At 56.4% G+C, this 19,807-nt stretch carries 19 protein-coding genes; 7 read left to right on the forward strand and 12 right to left on the reverse strand.

Going from position 1 to position 19,807, the window contains the following annotated elements; all coding sequences use genetic code 11:
* Positions 1 to 923, forward strand: a 923-nt coding sequence (locus AABZ39_08700; protein MEK6794841.1) for a hypothetical protein, incomplete at its 5' end; no start/stop codon positions are given.
* A gap of 236 nt (positions 924 to 1,159) precedes the next feature.
* Entirely contained in the window at positions 1,160 to 2,398 is a 1,239-nt protein-coding gene (locus tag AABZ39_08705) for a FecR family protein (GenBank protein MEK6794842.1), read from the forward strand.
* 45 nt (positions 2,399 to 2,443) lie between these two features.
* Here AABZ39_08705 and AABZ39_08710 read toward each other — a convergent pair whose 3' ends face one another.
* Positions 2,444 to 3,937, reverse strand: a complete 1,494-nt coding sequence (locus tag AABZ39_08710; protein ID MEK6794843.1) for an NTP transferase domain-containing protein — start codon at positions 3,935 to 3,937, stop codon at positions 2,444 to 2,446.
* Entirely contained in the window at positions 3,927 to 4,238 is a 312-nt protein-coding gene (locus tag AABZ39_08715; GenBank protein MEK6794844.1) for a hypothetical protein, read from the reverse strand. Before AABZ39_08715 ends, AABZ39_08710 begins: the two co-directional genes overlap by 11 nt.
* A 93-nt stretch (positions 4,239 to 4,331) precedes the next feature.
* On the opposite strand from AABZ39_08715, the gene surE reads away from it, so the two are divergent.
* A complete protein-coding gene (surE, locus tag AABZ39_08720) occupies positions 4,332 to 5,099 on the forward strand; it encodes a 5'/3'-nucleotidase SurE (protein ID MEK6794845.1) in 768 nt (255 codons plus the stop codon).
* On the forward strand, positions 5,096 to 5,785 hold the full coding sequence (locus AABZ39_08725) for a tetratricopeptide repeat protein (GenBank protein MEK6794846.1): 690 nt from the start codon (positions 5,096 to 5,098) through the stop codon (positions 5,783 to 5,785). Before surE ends, AABZ39_08725 begins: the two co-directional genes overlap by 4 nt.
* On the opposite strand, the gene AABZ39_08730 is transcribed toward AABZ39_08725, so the two are convergent.
* From AABZ39_08730 to AABZ39_08755, 6 genes are all read right to left on the reverse strand, one after another.
* Positions 5,782 to 6,261: a hypothetical protein gene (locus AABZ39_08730; protein MEK6794847.1), complete on the reverse strand. Its 480-nt coding sequence runs from the start codon at positions 6,259 to 6,261 to the stop codon at positions 5,782 to 5,784. The two genes, AABZ39_08725 and AABZ39_08730, sit on opposite strands and share 4 nt — an antisense overlap.
* A 1-nt stretch (position 6,262) precedes the next feature.
* A complete protein-coding gene (locus AABZ39_08735; GenBank protein ID MEK6794848.1) occupies positions 6,263 to 6,727 on the reverse strand; it encodes a hypothetical protein in 465 nt (154 codons plus the stop codon).
* A gap of 61 nt (positions 6,728 to 6,788) precedes the next feature.
* Positions 6,789 to 7,475, reverse strand: a complete 687-nt coding sequence (locus AABZ39_08740; GenBank protein MEK6794849.1) for a flagellar filament outer layer protein FlaA — start codon at positions 7,473 to 7,475, stop codon at positions 6,789 to 6,791.
* Positions 7,476 to 7,499: 24 nt separating this feature from the next.
* On the reverse strand, positions 7,500 to 8,282 hold the full coding sequence (locus tag AABZ39_08745) for a flagellar filament outer layer protein FlaA (protein ID MEK6794850.1): 783 nt from the start codon (positions 8,280 to 8,282) through the stop codon (positions 7,500 to 7,502).
* 79 nt (positions 8,283 to 8,361) lie between these two features.
* Positions 8,362 to 9,102, reverse strand: a complete 741-nt coding sequence (locus AABZ39_08750) for an NTP transferase domain-containing protein (GenBank protein ID MEK6794851.1) — start codon at positions 9,100 to 9,102, stop codon at positions 8,362 to 8,364.
* 18 nt (positions 9,103 to 9,120) lie between these two features.
* Positions 9,121 to 9,861, reverse strand: coding sequence for a hypothetical protein (locus AABZ39_08755; protein MEK6794852.1), 741 nt, complete (start codon positions 9,859 to 9,861; stop codon positions 9,121 to 9,123).
* A 390-nt stretch (positions 9,862 to 10,251) separates the two neighbouring features.
* Here AABZ39_08755 and AABZ39_08760 point away from each other — a divergent pair, with 390 nt between their 5' ends.
* Positions 10,252 to 11,112: a flagellin gene (locus AABZ39_08760; GenBank protein MEK6794853.1), complete on the forward strand. Its 861-nt coding sequence runs from the start codon at positions 10,252 to 10,254 to the stop codon at positions 11,110 to 11,112.
* 79 nt (positions 11,113 to 11,191) lie between these two features.
* On the opposite strand, the gene hypD is transcribed toward AABZ39_08760, so the two are convergent.
* Both hypD and tdh read right to left on the reverse strand, forming a co-directional pair.
* Positions 11,192 to 12,277, reverse strand: coding sequence for a hydrogenase formation protein HypD (gene hypD / locus AABZ39_08765; GenBank protein ID MEK6794854.1), 1,086 nt, complete (start codon positions 12,275 to 12,277; stop codon positions 11,192 to 11,194).
* Between the two features lie 20 nt (positions 12,278 to 12,297).
* On the reverse strand, positions 12,298 to 13,323 hold the full coding sequence (gene tdh, locus AABZ39_08770) for an L-threonine 3-dehydrogenase (GenBank protein MEK6794855.1): 1,026 nt from the start codon (positions 13,321 to 13,323) through the stop codon (positions 12,298 to 12,300).
* Between the two features lie 130 nt (positions 13,324 to 13,453).
* Here tdh and AABZ39_08775 point away from each other — a divergent pair, with 130 nt between their 5' ends.
* Complete coding sequence (locus AABZ39_08775; protein MEK6794856.1) at positions 13,454 to 14,011, forward strand: helix-turn-helix domain-containing protein; 558 nt, start codon at positions 13,454 to 13,456, stop codon at positions 14,009 to 14,011.
* A 75-nt stretch (positions 14,012 to 14,086) separates the two neighbouring features.
* On the forward strand, positions 14,087 to 15,253 hold the full coding sequence (locus tag AABZ39_08780; protein MEK6794857.1) for a glycine C-acetyltransferase: 1,167 nt from the start codon (positions 14,087 to 14,089) through the stop codon (positions 15,251 to 15,253).
* A gap of 10 nt (positions 15,254 to 15,263) precedes the next feature.
* On the opposite strand, the gene AABZ39_08785 is transcribed toward AABZ39_08780, so the two are convergent.
* Both AABZ39_08785 and leuS read right to left on the reverse strand, forming a co-directional pair.
* On the reverse strand, positions 15,264 to 16,919 hold the full coding sequence (locus AABZ39_08785) for a glycoside hydrolase family 16 protein (GenBank protein MEK6794858.1): 1,656 nt from the start codon (positions 16,917 to 16,919) through the stop codon (positions 15,264 to 15,266).
* Positions 16,920 to 17,061: 142 nt separating this feature from the next.
* Entirely contained in the window at positions 17,062 to 19,752 is a 2,691-nt protein-coding gene (gene leuS, locus AABZ39_08790; protein ID MEK6794859.1) for a leucine--tRNA ligase, read from the reverse strand.
* Positions 19,753 to 19,807 lie beyond the last annotated feature (55 nt).

The raw sequence follows: 19,807 nt of genomic DNA on the forward strand, positions 1-19,807 counted from the left end.
GCATGGATGTCGAGTACAGCGCCGAAGGGAACTTTACGAGCGACGTGCTCGACGCAGGGAATGCTTCGCGCTGGGGGAGCATATCGTATAAGGCGAAAGTCCCGTCATCGACGGAGATGATCGTCGAGACACGCAGCGGGAACTGCCTCTTGCCCGATGCGACATGGAGTCCGTTCAGGAAGGCCGCCCCCAGGATAGAGAGCCCGGACGGGCGTTTCATCCAATTCCGGATAGTGATGAAGAGCGCGGATGCGAAGCGCACGCCGGAACTCGAATCGTTCATGCTGTCGTATGTACAGAAGAATTCCGCCCCCGAGGTGAGGAGCGTGGCGCTCATCACCGCATATCAGCAGGGTGCATCAAAGGATGCGCCGAAGAAACCGCTGCTTTCCCAACACCAGGCAATGGTCACTTGGAGCGCGCATGATGCGAACGAGGATGCCATGCGCTATGATGTGTTCTACCGCCGGGATGGGGAGAAGTCGTTCAAGCTCCTTAAGGATGACCTTGCTGAGACATCGTATGTGTTCGATGCGAACAAGATGCCTTCAGGCGTGTACTATTTCAAGGTGACGGCGACCGATCGCATGAACAATGATGAGCGTTCCACCCTGAGCGGTTACTCGCTGTCATCGCCCGCTGCCATTGACAGACTCCCGCCGACGGTACGGGATCTTGTGTATGTCGCGGTGAATGGCCGCCGACGGGTGTCGTTCAAGGCGTCCGATACGCTCTCGACCATCATGAGCGTACGCATCGCTCTCGACGGCGGGGAGTGGCGGTACATCGACCCCAAGGACGGTCTTTGCGACAGCAGCGTTGAGGAGTACGAGGTCGATACCCCGCTCGATACGGACTCGTTCTCAGTAGAGGCGACGGATTCGGAAGGGAATGCTGCGTATCAGGCGTTCGTGTTGCGGTAAGGGAATACCCCGCCGCAGCCTCTGTGCTTTCTCAGCCTTTTTTCCGTGGCTTCTCTTTTTCTTTATGTGAGAATTTGGATGGGGTGCCCTGAAAACGTTGACAAAGGGCCAGACGGCGTGTACTATACTCTCAGGTGCGGGATTACACATGGCGGGCGGAGAACTTTTACGAGTTCTGCGCGTCAAACCGTGCGTATGAGCGATCGATCAGCGGTACAAGGAAGCAGGAGGAATATATGATACGATGTTCATTCATTATCGCGGCAGTCGCTGCGGCGATGCTCTCAGCGGCCGACCCTATTGCGACACTGACCGCGCGAACGGGCGCAGTGTATGTCATCCTTGAGGATGATGCAGGGAAGGAGCGTTCACGTTCCGAGGCGCGCCCGGGGGCGGTGTTCAACGGCGGAGAGAAGCTCGCCACCGCGAAGGGCGCAAAGGCATCGCTTTCTTTCATCGACGGTACCGTAGTCGATGTTGCCGAGAATTCAGAGCTTATGATAACACCGACGGACGAATGGTCCGATAAGAACAAGAACACGATAGCGCTCCTGTTCGGCTATCTCGTTGCCAAGGTACAGAAGATAACCGGCGATGATTCGGTGAAATTCCAGGTGACGACACCGTCGGCCATCGCCTCCGTGCGCGGCACGGTGTTCGGCGTCGGCGTCGGGGATGACGGATCGAGCCTCATCGGTGTGGAGGAAGGCGTCGTCGATGTGCTCGGCGATGTGGGCGGCAAGAATACGGTCTCCCTCGCGCAGAACGAAGGGGTGGAGACGGGTCTTGCCGGCGGACCCATGCAGAAGAAACGCGAGTTCATGCTGAAGAATTTCGAGTACGGGAAATGGAACGACCAGCTCAAGGAAGCGTTCGCGAAGAACCCCGAAATGGCCATGAAGGCGATAGACAAACGTTTTGAGACAGCGATGAAGATGATGGTCTTGAACGAAGAGGGGACGAAGCAGGTCCTCAAGAAAATGCATGAGGTCGCCCAGGCGCGTGAGCATGCGGAACGGGCGAACAATCGCGAGCTCGTGAGGAAGCTTTCCGAATCCGAGGAAAAACTGTTCGATGCGCTGTTCATGCAGAAGATGCAGGAGAAGGCGCTGACGGGGGCGTTCATCAGCTATCGCGGCATATATATGAAGATATTCGAAGGTGCGAAAGGCAGCCCCGAGATGATGCAGAAAATCGGCCCGGCGATGAGATCAATGCGCGAGATAGATATGAAGGTGCATGAGCGTAAGCAGGAGATGAAGCGTATCGTCGAAGGGGACAGGGATTTCATGCAGGCGCGCATGAAAGCGAACAATATCGATCCGATGCGCGTACGCGGCCGCATGGAACAGAAGATGCGGGAAGCGCAGGAGAAGGGTGCCGTCGACCGTGAACGGCTCGAGCGCGAGCGGCGGGAGCGAATGGAGCGCGAGAAGGATGCCCCGAAACCGCCGGACAGGAAGCCGCCGCGATAAGGAACGGAACTGGAATAAAGCGTATGCCGAAGTCGGTATGCGCTTTTATTTTTTTACAACGGGCGCAGCGCGGCTTATAGCATCAAGCCCTTCGGGTTCGGGGAGCACATACCGCACTTTTTTGATCTCCCCCGACGGCGTTCGGATGGCGCGGACCGTGCGCCGTGCGATGACCGAATGCTCGATGAAGACATCATCATCGATGATGGAGCCGAAGAGATAACTTGTTCCCTTGATGGTCACGTTCGAACCGATGCGTGTCGGGTACTCATCGCTCCCGGTGATATTGACCGAACTTTCGATGCGGGTGTTCGCGCCCACGGATATGTTCCCCTTGATGATGTCCCCCCAGAGTATCTCCGCATTATCCCCGATGGTCAATGTCTGCTCGGGATAGCAGGAGAGATGTGCGTTCGCCCACACGGTGACGTTCCTGCCGAATACGACGTTCCCTTCTACGAAGACGTTCTTTTTCAGCGTGAGACCGTAATTGACCGTGACGCCCGCGCCCAGATGCACGCCCTTGCCGATGACGATATCGAGCGGAATACCCTTGCCGTCGAGCGCGATAATAGCATCGATAACATCATCCGCTGTGAAGAAATCATCCTCATCCGATATGGTGACGATGTCTTTCAGCCGCTCGTAGACGCGATTTCTCGCTATGCCGTCCATTTCCTTGAGAACACTTTTATTGTTGAACCCGAGCACCACCGAGCTGTCCTTCGGTGAGGCGGCACCTACGGTACGCCCGTGCCGATTGAACAGAGCGATGAGGTCGGTGATATAAAGCTCTTTCTGCGCATTGTCGCTCGAAAGTTCGTTGATATGTTCTGCCAGGTGTTCCATGCGGAACACGTACACGCCGGCATTGAATTCGCGTGCGGCAAGGAGCTCATCCTTCGTGTAGGTGAACGACTCCCCTTTGAACGTAACGCGGTAGTCCGCACTGAGGGCCGTGATGTCCTTGTATTCCTTTATCTCGATGACGGCGCCGGGAAATCGCGTCGCCTTCCCGTCCGCTGTCCTTTCTTTCGTTCGCACGATGCGTCCATAGTGGTTCAATGCCGCCGGTCCGTCATACATGCCGGTAAGCACCATCATATCGTTCCCGGAAGCCGTGAACGCCTTCTGGAAATCGCGCAGCGCATCCGCATTGACAAGGCCCATGTCGCCGGGGAGCACATAGCAGTATTTCATCCCGTCAGTATCGGCCGCGGAAAGCCCGACGCGTACCGCATCGCCCGTGCCGCGCTGTTCGCGCTGGAACGCGAAACGCGTTGCGGGGCGCTTGCCCACCGCGCTCGCGACATCCTCGGCCTTCACGCCGACGACGATGACCGTGTTCGCGCCCGGGAGCCCCGATGCGGCGGCGCGATACACGCGTTCGACCGTACTTAAGCCCCATATCTCATGGAGCATCTTCGAGCGTTCGCTCTTGATGCGCTTGCCGTGACCGGCGGCGAGAATGATGATGCAGTTCTCCGCCCCCGGCATGAAATTCGAGTTGAGCGATGCGAGCCGTTCTTCAATGCTCATCGGTTGTTCCTTTCTCCGCCGGCGTGTCGTCACGGAGTATCTTCTTGAATGCGAATACCATACGTTCGAATATCTCATCGACCTTTCTGTTCGCGCGGTCGCTTTTTACCTTGAAATAGTAGGGGAGCGCAACGAGCGGCTGCCGTTCTGTGTAGAAGTAGAAATCTCCTATCTTTTCTATACCGGCCTGATAGTGAGCGGTGACATAGCATCGGTATGCTGCCTGTATCTTTCCCTGATTATAGAGCTCATTGCCCTTGCGCACGAGCGCGGCTTTTGTTGCTTCATCGATGTCCGCCATGATGCTGCATTTTATGCGATGGACGGTGCTTGTCAACAAGGGCTCGGGGATATGCATTGCATTTTTCCCATACTTATGTAAACTCGATGGAATATGGCAATACTGCTCACCAACGACGACGGCATCGATGCGCCGGGAATACGAGCGCTTACGGATGCGCTTTCCGATATCGATACGGTCTACGTCGTCGCGCCGCATGTGGAGCGTTCCGGCTGCTCGCATTCGGTGCTTATCGGGAGGACATTCGGCCTTACCGATCGCGGGAACAACCGCTATGCCCTTGAGAGCACGCCTGCCGACTGCGTACGCGCCGCGCTCTCGGGGCTTATCACCGGAGACACGATAGATCTTGTGGTGTCGGGTATCAATCGCGGGTTGAACGCGGGGTACGATGTCCATTATTCCGGCACGGTCGCCGCGGTGCGCGAGGCGCTCATCGAGGGTGTGAGCGGCATCGCCTTCTCGCTCGATAATTATCTTCCCACGGCGGTATTCGATGAAGCCGCACGCATCGCACGGTCCATCGTGGTTCGCATGCGCGGAGAGAACGCGGTCGATGCGCCGTTCTGTCTGAACGTCAATATTCCGGACGTCCCTTTGGACAGGGTGAGCGGTGTACGGGTGACGACGCTCGCTCACCGCACATACGAGGATTCGCTCTCAGCGGTATCCGTAGATGGTCCGCGCCGTATCGTCGAATTCCGCGGGGAGATACCCGACGGCGACCGGTCCATCGATACCGATTTCGGTGCGGTGAAGGCAGGCTATGTCTCTGTAACGCCGCTGTCGCTTCGGTATGCGGCACCCGCTGCAGGGATAGCGGCGGTGTTCAACGATCTTATTTTCCGGGGTGTATCATGATAGCACGGGAACAGTGGAACGCTATCCTTGCCGAGGGCATTAAGCTCCTTCGGGAAGAGGATTTTACCGCGGCAACGGAGAAGCTTGAAACGATAGTGAAGAACGATCCGTCGAACGCGGAAGCGGCGTATTACCTTGCCATATCATACGCGAATGAGAAGGAGTACGACAAGGCGATACCGCTCTTCGAACGCATCATGCCGCTCCTCACCGAGCCGGTACGCGTGCTGCAGGCGCATTTTCTCCTCGGGTATATCTACGCGGTACGTGACATGTTCGAGCTTGCCGAACTTGAGCTCAAAGAGGTCATTTCGCTCGGTATCATCAATGCGCAGGTGTACGCCTCGCTCGGCTATGTCTACCACAAACGCAAAGAATACGCGCTTGCGGTGGAAACGCTCAAGAAGGCGCTTGCGATAGACCCGGTCAACGGCAATGCCCACAACTCATTGGGGTTCATCATGGCGGAAGCAGGGGATGATATCGACGAAGCGATAAAACATATCCGCGATGCGCTCGATGTGAGCCCGGAGAACCCCGCATACTTCGACAGTCTGGGCTGGGCATATCATAAGAAGGGCGATATCGTCAATGCACGGCGCTACCTTATGAAGGCGTTCCAGCTTGCCCCCTACCATGAGGAGATAAAGGAGCATCTGCGCATTGTCAGGCAGGTGACGTTCTAGTCTTTGACGCGTTTCGGCATGAACGCCTGTATCAGGATAAGCACCCCGAGGCCGATAAGCACCGCCGGTACGGCGATATGCGAACGGGCGATGAAGAACCCATAGCAGGCGCCTGCGATGCCGATAAGGATGAGCGCGGGGATGAATGTCTTTTCGCGCGTAAAGAACGACATGACGAGCAGGCCGACACCGGGTGCGGCGATATATATCGGCCATGTCCACGCGGCATTCGTCCATGATGTGAAATTGAGCCAGAGGAAATACGCTGCGAGGACGGTGAGGATCGTTGCCGGCATGAGTATGCCGCGGCTCCCCTCCACGGTAAAAGCGATGATGGAGAACCATATCGCCAGCGCGAGTATGAAGAGCGGCCAAAGCCTGGCGACGGGGATCCCTGCGGTATTGCCCGCAAGAATGACGCCGCCGATGACCACGAAAACAATGCCGAGGAATACCACACCTGTCCGCTGTTTCATGTCAGCTCCTTTTTGCCCGATAACGCACCGGGCGTCTTCGCTCGAGTATCGCCGAATAGATGATGCCCTCGCGAATTGCCGCGGGCGAAAGATCGATGCGGTGCGGGCGGTCTCTGCGCACACCCGTATCGGACGATGCGGCGATATGATGCAGTTTCAGGGAGTATTGCTCGGCCTCAGCCTGCTTCTTTCTCAGCTCGACTATCTTTTTATCCCAGATGTTCTCTTCATGCTGCGACGGCTTTTCAAAGTCGTTCTTTGCGGCGACCGCCTCGTCGTCTTCGGCGGTCTCTTCCGCGGGGGCGCTTTCTTCGACCGGCGCCGAGAATACTCTGCGTAATTGCTCTTCGGCATCGACGTCATCGGGGAATTCATTCCCGCTTCCCTCGCCGCGCTTGCGCCGCGCGTTCATGACGCCCGATATTATCACGAAGGCGATGACGATGACGGTTATTATCGCTTCCACGCATTACTCCAAAAAAAAGAGGCGGAATTGATCCGCCTCTTCATTCCTATCGATCGGTATGCTACCAGTCGTCGCTCGGATCATCCGCATCGCGGAAGTTCTCGAGGTACAGGTCGGTTTCCGCTACGATATCGTCGAAATATACGTAGTATTTTCCGTGAGTGAAGAGCGGGTCGCATTCGATGCGAAGCCCGCGGAGATGTATGCCGCGCTCCGTAGATGAATGATATTCATCCTGCGGGAGGAACGGCGATATCTGCGCGGTCACCTGCTTCCATCCGGTGAAGTTGAGCTTCTCATTGCCGAGCATGTTCACCTGGCCGTAAAAGTCGGAGATGACGAAATAGAGCCGATGCTCATAATTCCGTCCGGCGACCCATACCGAAAGCTGCTTCGTTATGCCGGGGATCTTTATCGGGCGCGGGGGTACGGCGCTGAACCAATTGTACCCCGTGCGGAAATATTCCACCTTGAGGCCGACGATGAATCGGTTGGCATCCTCTCCCTTCGAGCGGACATCCGCCGGACCGCCTTCTTTTCGAAGGAGGCTTATGATGCCCTGGTCGCGCGGCATCGCGGCTTCCCATGCGGTAGCCATTTCGAAATTCTCAACGACATAATTGGTCACGTTCTCGACGTTCGTTACGCCGCCGGAAGGCGACGATTTGGGGGCGGTTGCCGCGCCCTGCGCGAACGCCATCGTTGCGAGCGCTGCTATCACTGCGATTACTGTAAGCGTGCGTTTCATATTCATCTCCTTAACCCGTCTCGCTTATTTCCCACCGGTTCCGCCGGTGGTCTTGCCCTCAGGGGCGCCATCGCGCGAGCGTACCGAGTACTGTTCAGCACCGGCGCCGCCGAGTTCCTTGGCGAGCGTTTGTTCGAGGCTGTCGCCGTCATACTGCTCACGGAAGATATCGGTGACCGCTTTGAAATAATCGAGGAAGACGTGGAAGCGGTCCTTGCGTTCGTTCGGCGTGGACCAGAGACGGAAGCGGAGGAACTTAAGGCCTTTCACGCGGGGGACATACGGCTCGTCCTGCGGTATCGCCGTCGGGATGGTCACCGTGAGGTTGCGCCAGCCGACATAGTGGAGATTGCCCATCGGGAGCGCATGCACGTAGCCGATGTAGTCCTCGATATGCATTTCCATATTGTACATGAAGTTACCGCCCCACACCCACACGTCAAGCGATTTGACGCGGCCGGGGATGCGTTTCTGTACTTTCGGGGTGATGTCGAAATAGTTGTAACCGCGGCGGAACCATGAGACCGTTACGCCGAGACTGTTCGTCGAGTCGTCCCCGAGAACGCCCATGCCGACAGGGCGTGTCGGGTAGAGCTTCATGTCCGGGAGGGTGAGCTCGGTGTTGTTCTCGTTGGTGATCTTGCCGTTGATGAGGAATTTGCTCCCCGTTATCGGCAGCCATTCGTCGGCCGTCTCAAAGTTGTACATGATCCGGCTCTCAACGTACACCGGTTTTGTCACCTGCTGCGCCGTAAGCGCGGACGCGATGACGCACAGCGACAGAAGCGCTCGTACCGTGATCTTCATAACGTTGACTCCTTACTGAGATACGATAATTTCACGATCATTACTCACCGGCCGCTTGCGACGACCGTTGCGGGTAAGTCTAGCATAAAACGCGCATATTGTCAATGCGTTTGTAATATCTGCGTTCGATGAGCGAGCGCTCGGTACGTTCGACATAGCGGATTATTCTGTCAACTCCGACCGATTCGCTGTCGGCCCCGAAATGCCTGAAGATGCGCGATACCGTTCGGTAATCGTTCTCGGTGTCGACGGTAAGGGAGAGGTCATCGCGGCAGAATCGCCTGGGCGCCCGGGGCTCCCGCACGGAATAGCGGTCGCGGTTGCGGTACATATGCTGGGTGATATGCTCGCGGGAGAAGGCGTCCTTCGCCTCTCGGTGTGCACGGGCGAGTGCGGGGAACGATATGACCTCGACACCGGTCCCCAGGGGAAGCCCGAGGTAATGCGACAGGTCGGGGTGATGACGACGATGATAGCGTACTATCATATCGATCGCTTCCGGGGATACCAGGGGGTTATCGCCGGTGGCCCGCACTACGATGCCGGCATGCGCACGTTTCGCCGCACGATAATAACGCCCGAGAACGTCGGTTTCGCTCCCTATAAAGAAGGAAATGCCCATCCGTTCGATGACATCACGCACATGGGGGTAGGTGGCGCGTGTTGTGGCGAGGACGATCTCGTCCACCTCTTTTGAACGCTTGAGGCGGCGTATGAGCATTTCGATGAGCGGGCGGCGGTTTATCGGCAGGAGCATCTTCCGCGGCAGACGCCGGGAATTGATACGCGCTGCGAGCACTACGACCGTTCTATCACGCATCGAGGGTATATCCCGTTCTCAGTAGAATATATTGTAGTAATTGAGCTTGATCATACGATTGAAGAAGTGTGCACCGTTCCGATAGGTATACTGCACATCGACCTCTATTTCGAACATTTCGGTGAAATGCATGCCGAGCGACCCGTTGAATATCGGGGGTTCTTCCTGTCGGAACGTGATGTTCTCCGCCTCGATCTTTACCTCGAATTCCTTGCCGATACGCGTGCTGAACCCTGCGAAACCGCTTACGAAATTCTGCTGCCGGTATGCTTCCGGGAGCAATGGATAGCGGATGCCGAGCGTGAAGAACTGGAATATATCGGGGACGATGAAGGCGAACCCCTTGCGGACGACGGCATACGCGCCCTGTACCGGCTCGCCGAGACGCTGGCCCAGGCTCGAATACGCCTGCGGGCCGAAGCCGAGCGAGATGTGGAACGCATCCGCCGGACCGCCCATGAGCCGAAGGCGGGCTATCACCATGGGGATATGCCATACGGCCGAATTGGGGCTTATGGCATAATCGACGGTCTCAGATACCCCGAGCGTGATGTTCTCGGTGATGCCGATGAGGGTGCGCACATAGATACCGCCGCTGTCATACACGAAGAAGCCCACGTTGTAGAAACCCCGGTCGAGCGTGTAGGCGCTCGGCGTATCGATGAGGTCCACCGGTTCCACAGAATTGAGCCGCATCGCCGCGATGATGGCGATGGTGATGAGGAGAATCAGGAATTGCCGTTCTTTTTTGGTAATCATAATTCTGGTCCTTAGTCCGATTGTCGACCGTCCGCTGCTTTCCTTAAGACAAAAAAAATCAGCACGCCCCCCTCATTTTTATGGAAGTGCATGCCGATAATGTGAGTGTACGTGCCGCGAACGCTTCTGATAAGATGTGGCGTCTGATCAAGCGTAGGCGATACGTGGTTGTGCATCAAGCATCCCACTGGCGCCCTTTATTGGGCGTCAGCGTGCGCTCGCGCACGGTGCGTTTTGTACACGCTCTTTGAAAAGTCCGATAAAGGGTTTCTCACGACACCTTCATCGTAATCTGGCAGTTACAATATCGGTGTTGTGCGAATTTCCTTGAATACATTTTGAACATAAGGACAAGGATGTCCTTATGATATAAAATTCAAGGAGGATCGTATGATCATCAATCACAACATGAACGCGATCAATTCGAACCGCGTCCTCAAGTTCAAGCACTGGGACGTGAACAAAAGTGCGAACGCACTTTCGTCCGGTATGCGAATTAATCGCGCGGGTGATGACGCGTCGGGTCTTGCGGTGAGCGAAAAGCTCCGCTCGCAGATCCGCGGGCTCAATCAGGCTGTACGGAATACCGAGGACGGTATCTCGTTCATCCAGACGGCCGAAGGATACCTGCAGGAGTCGCAAGACGTATTGCAGCGCATCCGGGAACTCGCTATCCAGGGCTCCAACGGTATCTATACCGCTGAGGACCGGATGCAGATCCAGGTCGAAGTATCGCAGCTCGTCGACGAGATCGACCGCGTTGCTTCCCATGCACAGTTCAACGGTCTCAAAATGCTCACTGGCCGGTTCGCGAACCCGCTGCAGGGCGGTACGGCAACAGCGTCGATGTGGTTCCACGTCGGCGCGAACATGGACGAGCGCAAACGCGTGTTCATCGGTACGATGACCGCGCGCGGCCTCGGCGTCATGTTCGCCAACACGAACTCGACCGTTTCCGTGAGCTCGCCCGAGAAAGCCAACCAGGCCATCGGTGTCGTGGATCAAGCGCTGACGAAGATCTCGAAACAGCGCGCTGATCTCGGCGCTTATCAGAACCGCCTCGAATACACCGCGAAGGGTGTGTCGGTCGCGGCTGAGAACATGCAGGCTTCCGAATCCCGCATCCGTGACGCGGATATGGCATCCTACATGGTCGACTTTGCCAAGGATCAGATCCTTGTCCAAAGCGGCACGGCTATGCTCGCTCAGGCGAATCAGACCGGTCAAACGGTGCTTCAGCTGCTTCGCTAGTTGTACGAATCAGAAGATCCGACAAAAAAAGGACGGCGGTAACGCCGTCCTTTTTTTGTAAGCGGTGACCATACCCCGGTCACCGCTTACCGTAGCGGAAAAAGATATTGCATGACCCTTCCGGGCTTACCATGCATGCGCCCTCGGGATGTTCCGGCGTGCATGCTTTTGCGTAGAGCGGGCAGTCGGACGGGACCTTTTTCGCGCGCAGCACATCGGCGCAGACGCAGGCAGGATTCTCCCGCGATGCCGTCGACACCGGCCCAAAACGCTTTTCTGCATCGAATCGTTCGTATTCCTGACGTATCCCGAGCGCGCTCTCTGGGAGCGTGCCGAGCCCGCGCCATTCGCCGTCGATGGGTGCGAATATTTTCTGTATCATCGCCTGTGCGGTGCGATTTCCTTCGCGGGTAACGGCGCGCGTATACTCTATTTCGACCGCGGCTTCACCGCGTTGTGCCTGGCGCACTATCATGAGGATAGAGCGGAGCATGTCGGCGGGTTCAAATCCGGATACGACGCAGATCTTTTTGTGTTCGCGTGCGACAGGTTCGTATATCTGCGCTCCCGTGATGACCGACACATGTCCGGGGCAGATGAAAGCATCGATGGGTATATCGCCGTCAGCGACGAGGGCGGCCATTGCCGGGGGCATGACGCGATGCGAGGGAAGTACGACGAGGTTGTCGATCTTTTTTTCGGCCGCTTCATCGATGAGCGCGGCGGTGAGCGGCGTCGTCGTCTCAAAGCCGATGGCGAGGAAGAGCACGGTGCGTTCGGGGTTCTCCTTTGCGATGACGAGCGCCTCCGCCGGCGAGTAGGAGACGCGTACATCGGCGCCCAGTTCCCGTTCGCGCATGAGCGTACTGACACTGCCCGGGAGCCGGATGAGGTCGCCGAACGTTACGGTGATGACGCCGGGCCTTTGAGCATATTCGACAGCGCTGTCGATATACCGTATCGGTGTAACGCATACCGGACAGCCGGGGCCGGATACGAGCGTGATCGTCGGAGGGAGAATGTCCGCAAGGGCATAGCGTATTATCGTGTTCGTATGACCGCCGCATATCTCCATGATGGAGAGCGGCCGTTTCGATCCGGTGCGTATGGCGTCCGCAAGCGGGCGAATGATGGCACTCGTGCGGAACTCATCGATGTATCTCATGCATCAACTATATCGTTCCCTCACGATATCGTCAATACTACCTTCCCGCATGCGCCGCTTTCCATCGCAGCGAACCCTTTCTCGAATTCATCGAAGGGATACCGATGCGTTATGACAGGCGATATATCGAGCCCGCTTAAGAGCATCTGTTCCATCTGATACCATGTCTCGAACATCTCGCGGCCGTATATCCCTTTCAGGAAAAGCCCCTTGAAGATGATCTTGTCCCAGGGTACCGTTGTCGTCTCGGGGAGTATGCCGAGGAGCGCTATCTTCCCGCCGTTGTACATATTCGCTATCATGTCATTGAACGCCGCGGGCGACCCCGACATTTCAAGGCCGACGTCGAATCCTTTCGTTATACCGATCTCCTTCATGACATCGGTAAGTTTTGACGACCGCGGATCGACGGCCATGGTCGCGCCCATTTCTTCGGCAAGTTTCAGTCGATACTCGTTCACATCGGTCACGACGATGTTCCGCGCACCGGCGAATTTACAGACAGCGACCGCCATGCATCCGATGAGCCCTGCTCCGGTAATGAGCACGTCTTCCGCGAGCACGGGGAATGAAAGCGCGGTATGTGTCGCGTTGCCGAACGGGTCCATGACGGCGACGATATCGTCAGCGATGTATTCGCTTATGCGGAGCACATTCCCTGCCGGCACCGCGATGTATTCGGCGAAGCAGCCGTCGCGATGCACGCCCACGCCGATGGTATTCTCGCAGATATGCTGTTTTCCGCGCCAGCAGTTGCGGCAATGCCCGCAGGCGATATGCCCTTCGGCGGTCACGCGCTCCCCGATACGGAAATTCTTCACGCCCTCGCCGAGCGCGGCTATTGTCCCGACATATTCGTGGCCGACTGTCATCGGCGTGCGTATCGTCTTCTGTGCCCACGCATCCCATTGATAGATGTGATGATCGGTGCCGCAGATAGCGGCCTTCTTCACCTTGATGAGCACATCATTCACGCCGACGGCGGGAACGGGGACCTCTTCGAGCCAGAGACCGCGTTGCGGCTTCGATTTCACGAGCGCTTTCATCTTCATGCATGCCTCTCATGGGTGGTGACAGTGTGACACTTGACAAAGAATGGCTTGTTCATTATATTGAACAGCATGTATAGTATAATGCACGCGGATGTTTTCGTCAAATACGTACAGGCGGTGCGCAATGGGCGGTAAAGTCCCCGATATCGGAAGGAACATCGCGGCCATACGGAGCACGAAGAACCTTTCGCTTGACGACCTTTCGAAAAGAAGCGGCGTATCGAAATCGATGTTAAGCCAGATCGAGCAGAACAAGGTCAATCCCACCGTGGCCACTGTCTGGAAGATAGCACGGGCCATAAACGTATCCATCGAAAAGCTCATCGATGAGGGCGGGGAAAAGGTATTCGAGATAGTCACGAAGCGAGAGGCTGCCGAGATGTTCTCATCGGACAGGTCATGCCGCATAACGATACTCTCGCCGGTACATTACATCGATAAGACCGAGCTCTATTCCCTTGCGTTCAAGCCGAGAGGTAAACTTATCTCCGAACCGCATTTCCCCGGCACCGAGGAGATATTCAGCGCCATTGATGGATCGTTCATTGTGCGTACGCGCGAGACGACAGCGGAGGTCGCCGCGGGCGATACGGTACGCTATAAAGCCGACAGCCGTCATGAAATAATCAGCAAGAGCGCAAAACCATCGCGGGGGATATTGCTCGTGATGTTCCATGCGTAGAACCATAGATAACAAGGGTCTGTTGGTGAGCTTGTCGAACCATGACCCCTTGTGCAGGAAGAGACAGGAAATAGTATGAACGCACACGACATTTTCTCCGCAACCGTGAACGACATCCGGAAGAACGGTCTTTTCAAGAACGAGCGCATTATCGTAAGCCGCCAGGGACGGACGATACGACTTGCCGACGGCCGCGAGATGCTCAATTTCTGCGCGAACAATTATCTCGGCCTCGGCGGGAGCGACATGATCGCCGGTTTTGCCGCGGAGGGTTTGTCGCGCTATGGCTACGGGATGAATTCCGTGCGTTTCATCTGCGGTACGCAGGACATTCACCGCGAACTTGAAGGACGTATCGCCGCGTTCTCAGGCTGCGAGGATGCAGTCCTCTACTCATCCGCATTCGATGCGAACGGAGGCCTCTTCGAGACGCTTCTCACTGCGGAAGACGCGGTGATAAGCGACGAGCTCAATCATGCGAGCATCATCGACGGGGTACGGCTCTGTAAAGCGGAGCGGAAAATATTCAAACACAGCGACCTGAGCGACCTTGATGCAGTACTGTCATCAGTGAAGGATAAGCGGATAAAGCTCATCGCTACCGACGGCGTGTTCAGCATGGACGGGCACATCGCCGATCTTGCCGGTATACGAAAAGTCGCCGACCGGCACGGCGCACTCCTCATGATCGATGATTCGCATGCTGCGGGCGTTATCGGTATGCGCGGACGCGGAACACCGGAGCATTGCGGCGTGTTCGGCAGTGCCGATGTCATTACCGGTACCTTCGGTAAAGCGCTCGGCGGCGCCAGCGGCGGGTATACAGCGACGACGAAGACGATAGCCGATCTTCTGCGCAACCGCTCGCGGCCGTATCTTTTTTCCAACTCGCTTGCACCGCTCATCGCCTACGCCGAAAATGAAGTCCTAAAGCATCTGGAGAAGGATGATTCCGCAGTACGGACAGTGCAGGAAAATGCTCGGTATTTCCGCAGCGCACTCACTCGCGCGGGCATATCGATACTCCCCGGCGATCATCCCATAGTCCCGATAATGTTCGCCGATGAGACGCGTGCGCTTCTAACCGCCGAACGTATGCTTGCGGACGGCATCTATGTCATCGGCTTCTGCTATCCGGTGGTGCCGAAGGGCAAGGCGCGGATACGCGTACAGATAAGCGCGCTGCATACGAAAGAGGATATGGACCGATGCGTGGCGGCATTTCAGCGCTCGATGGCCTGAGCAGGACGCACTATTCTTTGACGAGTTCGAAGCGTGCAGCATCAGCGCGCAGCCATCCGCTGCCTTCGCCGGTCATTCGCAGGAAGCCCTGCGTGCCTTTGGCGAATGAAAAGGTGCCGATAGCGACCCAGTCACTGCCGCCTTCGCTCAGGTCGAGCGTCGTCTCTCGCTCGCCCTTGTCATAGGCAACGATGACTTTCGCTGCCGCATTCCCCTTTCTCCCCAGCCGGTACAATGACACGCGATACGTTCCGGGGATGATGATGTCCGGCCGCCAAGTCACCGATCCTTTGCTGTTCGCCTCGATATACTGCGATGGGCTGTTCGCATATCCGAGCACCGAGCTTTCCTTCCATTGCCCCTCAAGAATACACTCGGGATCACCGGGATACATAACGATACGAGAAGCATCCTTTGTCTCAAGCGCGATGGGCGCATCATCCATCGGTCTTCCTGTGGTCTGCACGAATTCGACAGCATCGACCGCAAGCCACTGGCCGGCATCAGCGTCCGAGGTGAACGCTATCTGCGCACCATTCGTACCGGTGACAGGGATGGTGTCGATCGATATCTTCACCCAGACATCGCTTTTTGGTATGGGAACGTTCAGCTCTTCACCGCCATGTCCGTACACGCGCATGCGCGCGGTCTTCTGCCCGCCAGAGCTCATCACTTGCGCCGAGAGCCGATACGTCGCCGGCATGAGGAACGGCACGTGCTGGCGCGTCGTTACCGCATACGTTTTATCTGCGGTGTGTTTCAGCGCATGGAATTTCGAAAATGCTTTCGGCTGATCCGTCACGAAGGATGCGTCGGCATCGCCGTCCTCTATCCACGCGACGGGTATCTGCATATTCCGTTTGTAGACCTTCTCGAATGCCGGGCCGTCATTGTATTCGAAGTCATAGTTCGCTGCGATATTCACACCGACAAGATCGCGAGCGTAGTAGCGGAAATAATCCCATGACGAAACGCCGGGGAGTGCACTGTCATCGATCGGCTTTCCGAGGTCCCAGGCAAGCGCGGTGAGCCACTGGTTCTGCGGGCCGTACCATTCGCGGCGGGAGATGACATTCGTATGCACCGGCTTCCCGTTGATATAGAAAACGATGCTGCCGGGCAGCCATTCGAATCCCGCGATAAAATCATCAGCGGATGTATCGACATCGGAATAGACGGCGTGTCCGTGCGACTTATGCGCTCCGACATAGGTATGCCGATTGAACGCGATATTTGTCGGATGCAGCGAATCGATCTCATAGCCGTCTATCTCGGTAAGCATATTCGCTTTTGGCGTATGCACCCCGTCACCGCTTACGCCCATCGTCCAGAAAGACGAATGCAGCCCTGCCCTGCCGTGGAGCTTCGCCTTCGTTTCGAAATAACCGTACCCGAAAATACGTTTCGATATAATGCCGCCGCAGGTATACTGATTGCTTCCTCCGATGATCTCTTTCTTGAAATCGATGCACAATCGGCCGTTCTCCGTACGCACATTCTCCGGCAGATTGAGCCCGTTGAAACGCGCCCCCGTGCGGTACGTCCATTCTTTGCCGTTGAGCGGTCTGTCGAATTCGTCGGCGAAACGCAGCGTATAGCGGTCCGACGGCGGAGCGGCGGTGATCGATCCGGCGATGACCATTATCAGGGATAATCGATGGCACATACGATCACCTCGTATCCAATAGCACAACAATATAAATATAATCGTTCGCTCACGCGGCAGCAAAGACGGTTTTTACCGGGAATAGCACTCTATTGACCGGTACTTCTTTCCGTCGATGGAAACGCGCATGGCATCGGGCGCCCTATGTTACCACGATGTTCACGAGCTTTTTCGGTACGAATATCACTTTCACGATCGTCTTCCCGGCGATGTACTCCTTGATCTTCGCGTCCGCGAGCGCCGCTTCTTTCGCCTGAGCTTCGTTCGTATCGACGGGCATCTGTGCGCTCCCGCGGAGCTTGCCGTTCACCTGGAACACGATGGTCATCTCATTGTCGGCCGCGAGCTCCGCATTGAACGACGGCCATACCTCATCGATGGTATATCCTTGCTTACCGAGCGTTTCCCAAAGTTCATCGGCGGTATGCGGTGCCATAGGCGCAAAGAGGAGCGGTATCATCTCAAGCGCTTCGGACGCCAGGAGCTTCTGTGTGTCGGTCGGCGCTTTTCCCTCGAGCGAATTGCGGAACGCGGAAAGCTCGTTGGTGTATTCCATTATCGCCGCGATGGCCGTGTTGAATCGGAAGTTCTCGACGTCGTCGGTGACCTTGCGTATCGTCTGATGGAGCTTGCGCTCAAGCTTTCGTTCGTCATCGCTCAAGTCCTTGAGCACAGCGGGAAGCTTCGTCCTCCAATCGGTCTGATAATGCGCTTTGAGATCATGCCACATACGCCACACGCGCGCGATGTAACGGTTCGCCGCTTCTACGCCGGTCGAATCCTTCCATAGTACTGTCTCTTCGAATGGAGCCGCGAAGAGCATGAACACGCGAAGCGCATCCGCCCCGAAGAGTTCTGCCATTTCATCCGGCGTCACCACGTTCTTAAGGCTTTTGCTCATCTTCACCCAGCGGTATTCCCACTGATCTTCCGGTATCGATGCTTTCTCTTCCGGCTTAAGCACTTTCCAGTTCTCAAGCGGTTCACCGGTGTCAGCTTCATCACCGGTCTCGCTCGCTTCGACAGCGGCGACCTTTCGCCCCGCCGTCCATGCGAGGAGCATGCCCTGATTGCGCAGCCGCGTGAACGGTTCGTCGAAGGCTACGAGCCCCTCATCATGCATGACCTTCGTCCAGAACCGCGCATAGAGTAGATGCATGACGGCATGTTCGGCGCCGCCGGAATAAAGATCGACCGGGAGCCAATAGTTCGCCGCGTCCCGGCTGAACGCTTCTTTGCTGTTCTTCGGATCGGCGAATCGGAGGAAATACCATGACGAGCAGGCGAAACCGCCCATGGTGTCCGTCTCGCGCTTCGCTGCCCCGCCGCATGCGGGACATTTCACATTCACAAATTCTTTTATTCCGGCAAGCGGCGATTCACCGGTGCCTGTCGGCTGATATTTCTCGACATCGGGGAGCAGTACCGGCAATTGATCTTCCGGTACGGGGACGACGCCGCATTTCTCGCAGTGGATTATCGGTATCGGTGCACCCCAGTAGCGCTGACGCGATATGAGCCAGTCGCGCAGGCGATAATTGATGACGCCCTCCCCGAACTTTTTTTCTTCGAGCCAGCGTATCACTTTCCCGATAGTTTCTTTATTATTGGGCGACCCTGCGAGCGGTCCAATGCACATGGTGCCGAGGTCCGCTATCGCTTCGGTCATCGACTCTGCCGTCTGAGCCGCATCGTTCCTGTACACGAGCACTATGGGTATGGAGAACTTCTTCGCGAATTCGAAGTCGCGCTGATCGTGCGCGGGCACGGCCATGATGGCGCCGGTGCCGTATCCCATGAGCACATAGTCCGCGATGTAGATCGGTATCTTCTCGTTGTTTACGGGGTTGACCGCATACGAACCGATGAACACACCGGTTTTCGCGCGCCCCGCCGCAACGCGATCGATGTCCGTTTCCGACGACGCCTTTGCGATATACGCATCGACTTCTTTCTTTTTATCGGCGGCTGTCAGTTTGGCAACGAGCGGATGTTCCGGGGCAAGCACGAGGAATGTTGCGCCCCAGAGCGTATCGGGGCGTGTGGTGAAAATACGGATATTCTCTTTCGAACTGCGATCCTCGCGAATCGCCCTCCTTGGCTCGCTCGGACTCACGCCATCCTGGCGTACGCACGTAAAATCAACTTCGGCGCCTTCGCTTCTGCCTATCCAGTCGCGCTGCATCATCTTGATGCCGTCGGGCCATTGTATCGTGTCGAGCCCGGAGATAAGCCTGTCGGCATACGACGTTATCTTGAAATACCATTGCGGGAGCGGTTTCTTTTCCACCGCCGTGCCGCAGCGCCAGCATTTGTTGGCGACAACCTCTTCATTGGCAAGCCCCGTTTTGCATGACGGACACCAGTTGATCGGCGCGTTCGCACGGTACGCCAGCCCTCGTTTGTAAAGAAGGAGGAACATCCATTGCGTCCAGCGATAATAATCGGGAAGACTAGAATTGATCTCGCGGCTCCAATCGTAGGATATGCCCACAAGATCCAGCTGCCGTTTATAATTGGCTGCGTACTCGGGCACCATTTCCTTTGGATTGCGCCCCTGCTTTATCGCTTCGTTCTCGGCCGGCTGCCCGAAAGCATCCCATCCCATCGGCTGAAGGACATTGAAGCCGTTCATGCGCTTGAATCGCGCGGCGACATCGACCGGGATATAATTCTTGCAATGGCCGATGCTTATGCCCGCACCGGACGGGTACGGAAAGAATACCAGCGAATAGAATTTCGGCTTTTTGCTTTCGTTCGATGTACGGAAAAGATCGCTCTCTTTCCAGCGCTTCTGCCATTTTTTCTCGATTATTTCCGGGCGGTAATCCATGCTATTGTCCTCGATAAATATTGCCCGAGAGTATATATCAGAACGCTAAAAAAAA

The organism is Spirochaetota bacterium, from assembly GCA_038043445.1.
Lineage (GTDB): Bacteria > Spirochaetota > Brachyspiria > Brachyspirales > JACRPF01 > JBBTBY01.

Coding starts and splice junctions, on each gene's coding strand:
- AABZ39_08705 (MEK6794842.1), top strand. CDS start 1,160: ATGATACGATGTTCATTCATTATCGCGGCAGTCGCTGCGGCGATGCTC.
- AABZ39_08710 (MEK6794843.1), bottom strand. CDS start 3,937: ATGAGCATTGAAGAACGGCTCGCATCGCTCAACTCGAATTTCATGCCG.
- AABZ39_08715 (MEK6794844.1), bottom strand. CDS start 4,238: ATGGCGGACATCGATGAAGCAACAAAAGCCGCGCTCGTGCGCAAGGGC.
- surE (MEK6794845.1), top strand. CDS start 4,332: ATGGCAATACTGCTCACCAACGACGACGGCATCGATGCGCCGGGAATA.
- AABZ39_08725 (MEK6794846.1), top strand. CDS start 5,096: ATGATAGCACGGGAACAGTGGAACGCTATCCTTGCCGAGGGCATTAAG.
- AABZ39_08730 (MEK6794847.1), bottom strand. CDS start 6,261: ATGAAACAGCGGACAGGTGTGGTATTCCTCGGCATTGTTTTCGTGGTC.
- AABZ39_08740 (MEK6794849.1), bottom strand. CDS start 7,475: ATGAAACGCACGCTTACAGTAATCGCAGTGATAGCAGCGCTCGCAACG.
- AABZ39_08745 (MEK6794850.1), bottom strand. CDS start 8,282: ATGAAGATCACGGTACGAGCGCTTCTGTCGCTGTGCGTCATCGCGTCC.
- AABZ39_08750 (MEK6794851.1), bottom strand. CDS start 9,102: ATGCGTGATAGAACGGTCGTAGTGCTCGCAGCGCGTATCAATTCCCGG.
- AABZ39_08755 (MEK6794852.1), bottom strand. CDS start 9,861: ATGATTACCAAAAAAGAACGGCAATTCCTGATTCTCCTCATCACCATC.
- AABZ39_08760 (MEK6794853.1), top strand. CDS start 10,252: ATGATCATCAATCACAACATGAACGCGATCAATTCGAACCGCGTCCTC.
- hypD (MEK6794854.1), bottom strand. CDS start 12,277: ATGAGATACATCGATGAGTTCCGCACGAGTGCCATCATTCGCCCGCTT.
- tdh (MEK6794855.1), bottom strand. CDS start 13,323: ATGAAAGCGCTCGTGAAATCGAAGCCGCAACGCGGTCTCTGGCTCGAA.
- AABZ39_08775 (MEK6794856.1), top strand. CDS start 13,454: ATGGGCGGTAAAGTCCCCGATATCGGAAGGAACATCGCGGCCATACGG.
- AABZ39_08780 (MEK6794857.1), top strand. CDS start 14,087: ATGAACGCACACGACATTTTCTCCGCAACCGTGAACGACATCCGGAAG.
- AABZ39_08785 (MEK6794858.1), bottom strand. CDS start 16,919: ATGTGCCATCGATTATCCCTGATAATGGTCATCGCCGGATCGATCACC.
- leuS (MEK6794859.1), bottom strand. CDS start 19,752: ATGGATTACCGCCCGGAAATAATCGAGAAAAAATGGCAGAAGCGCTGG.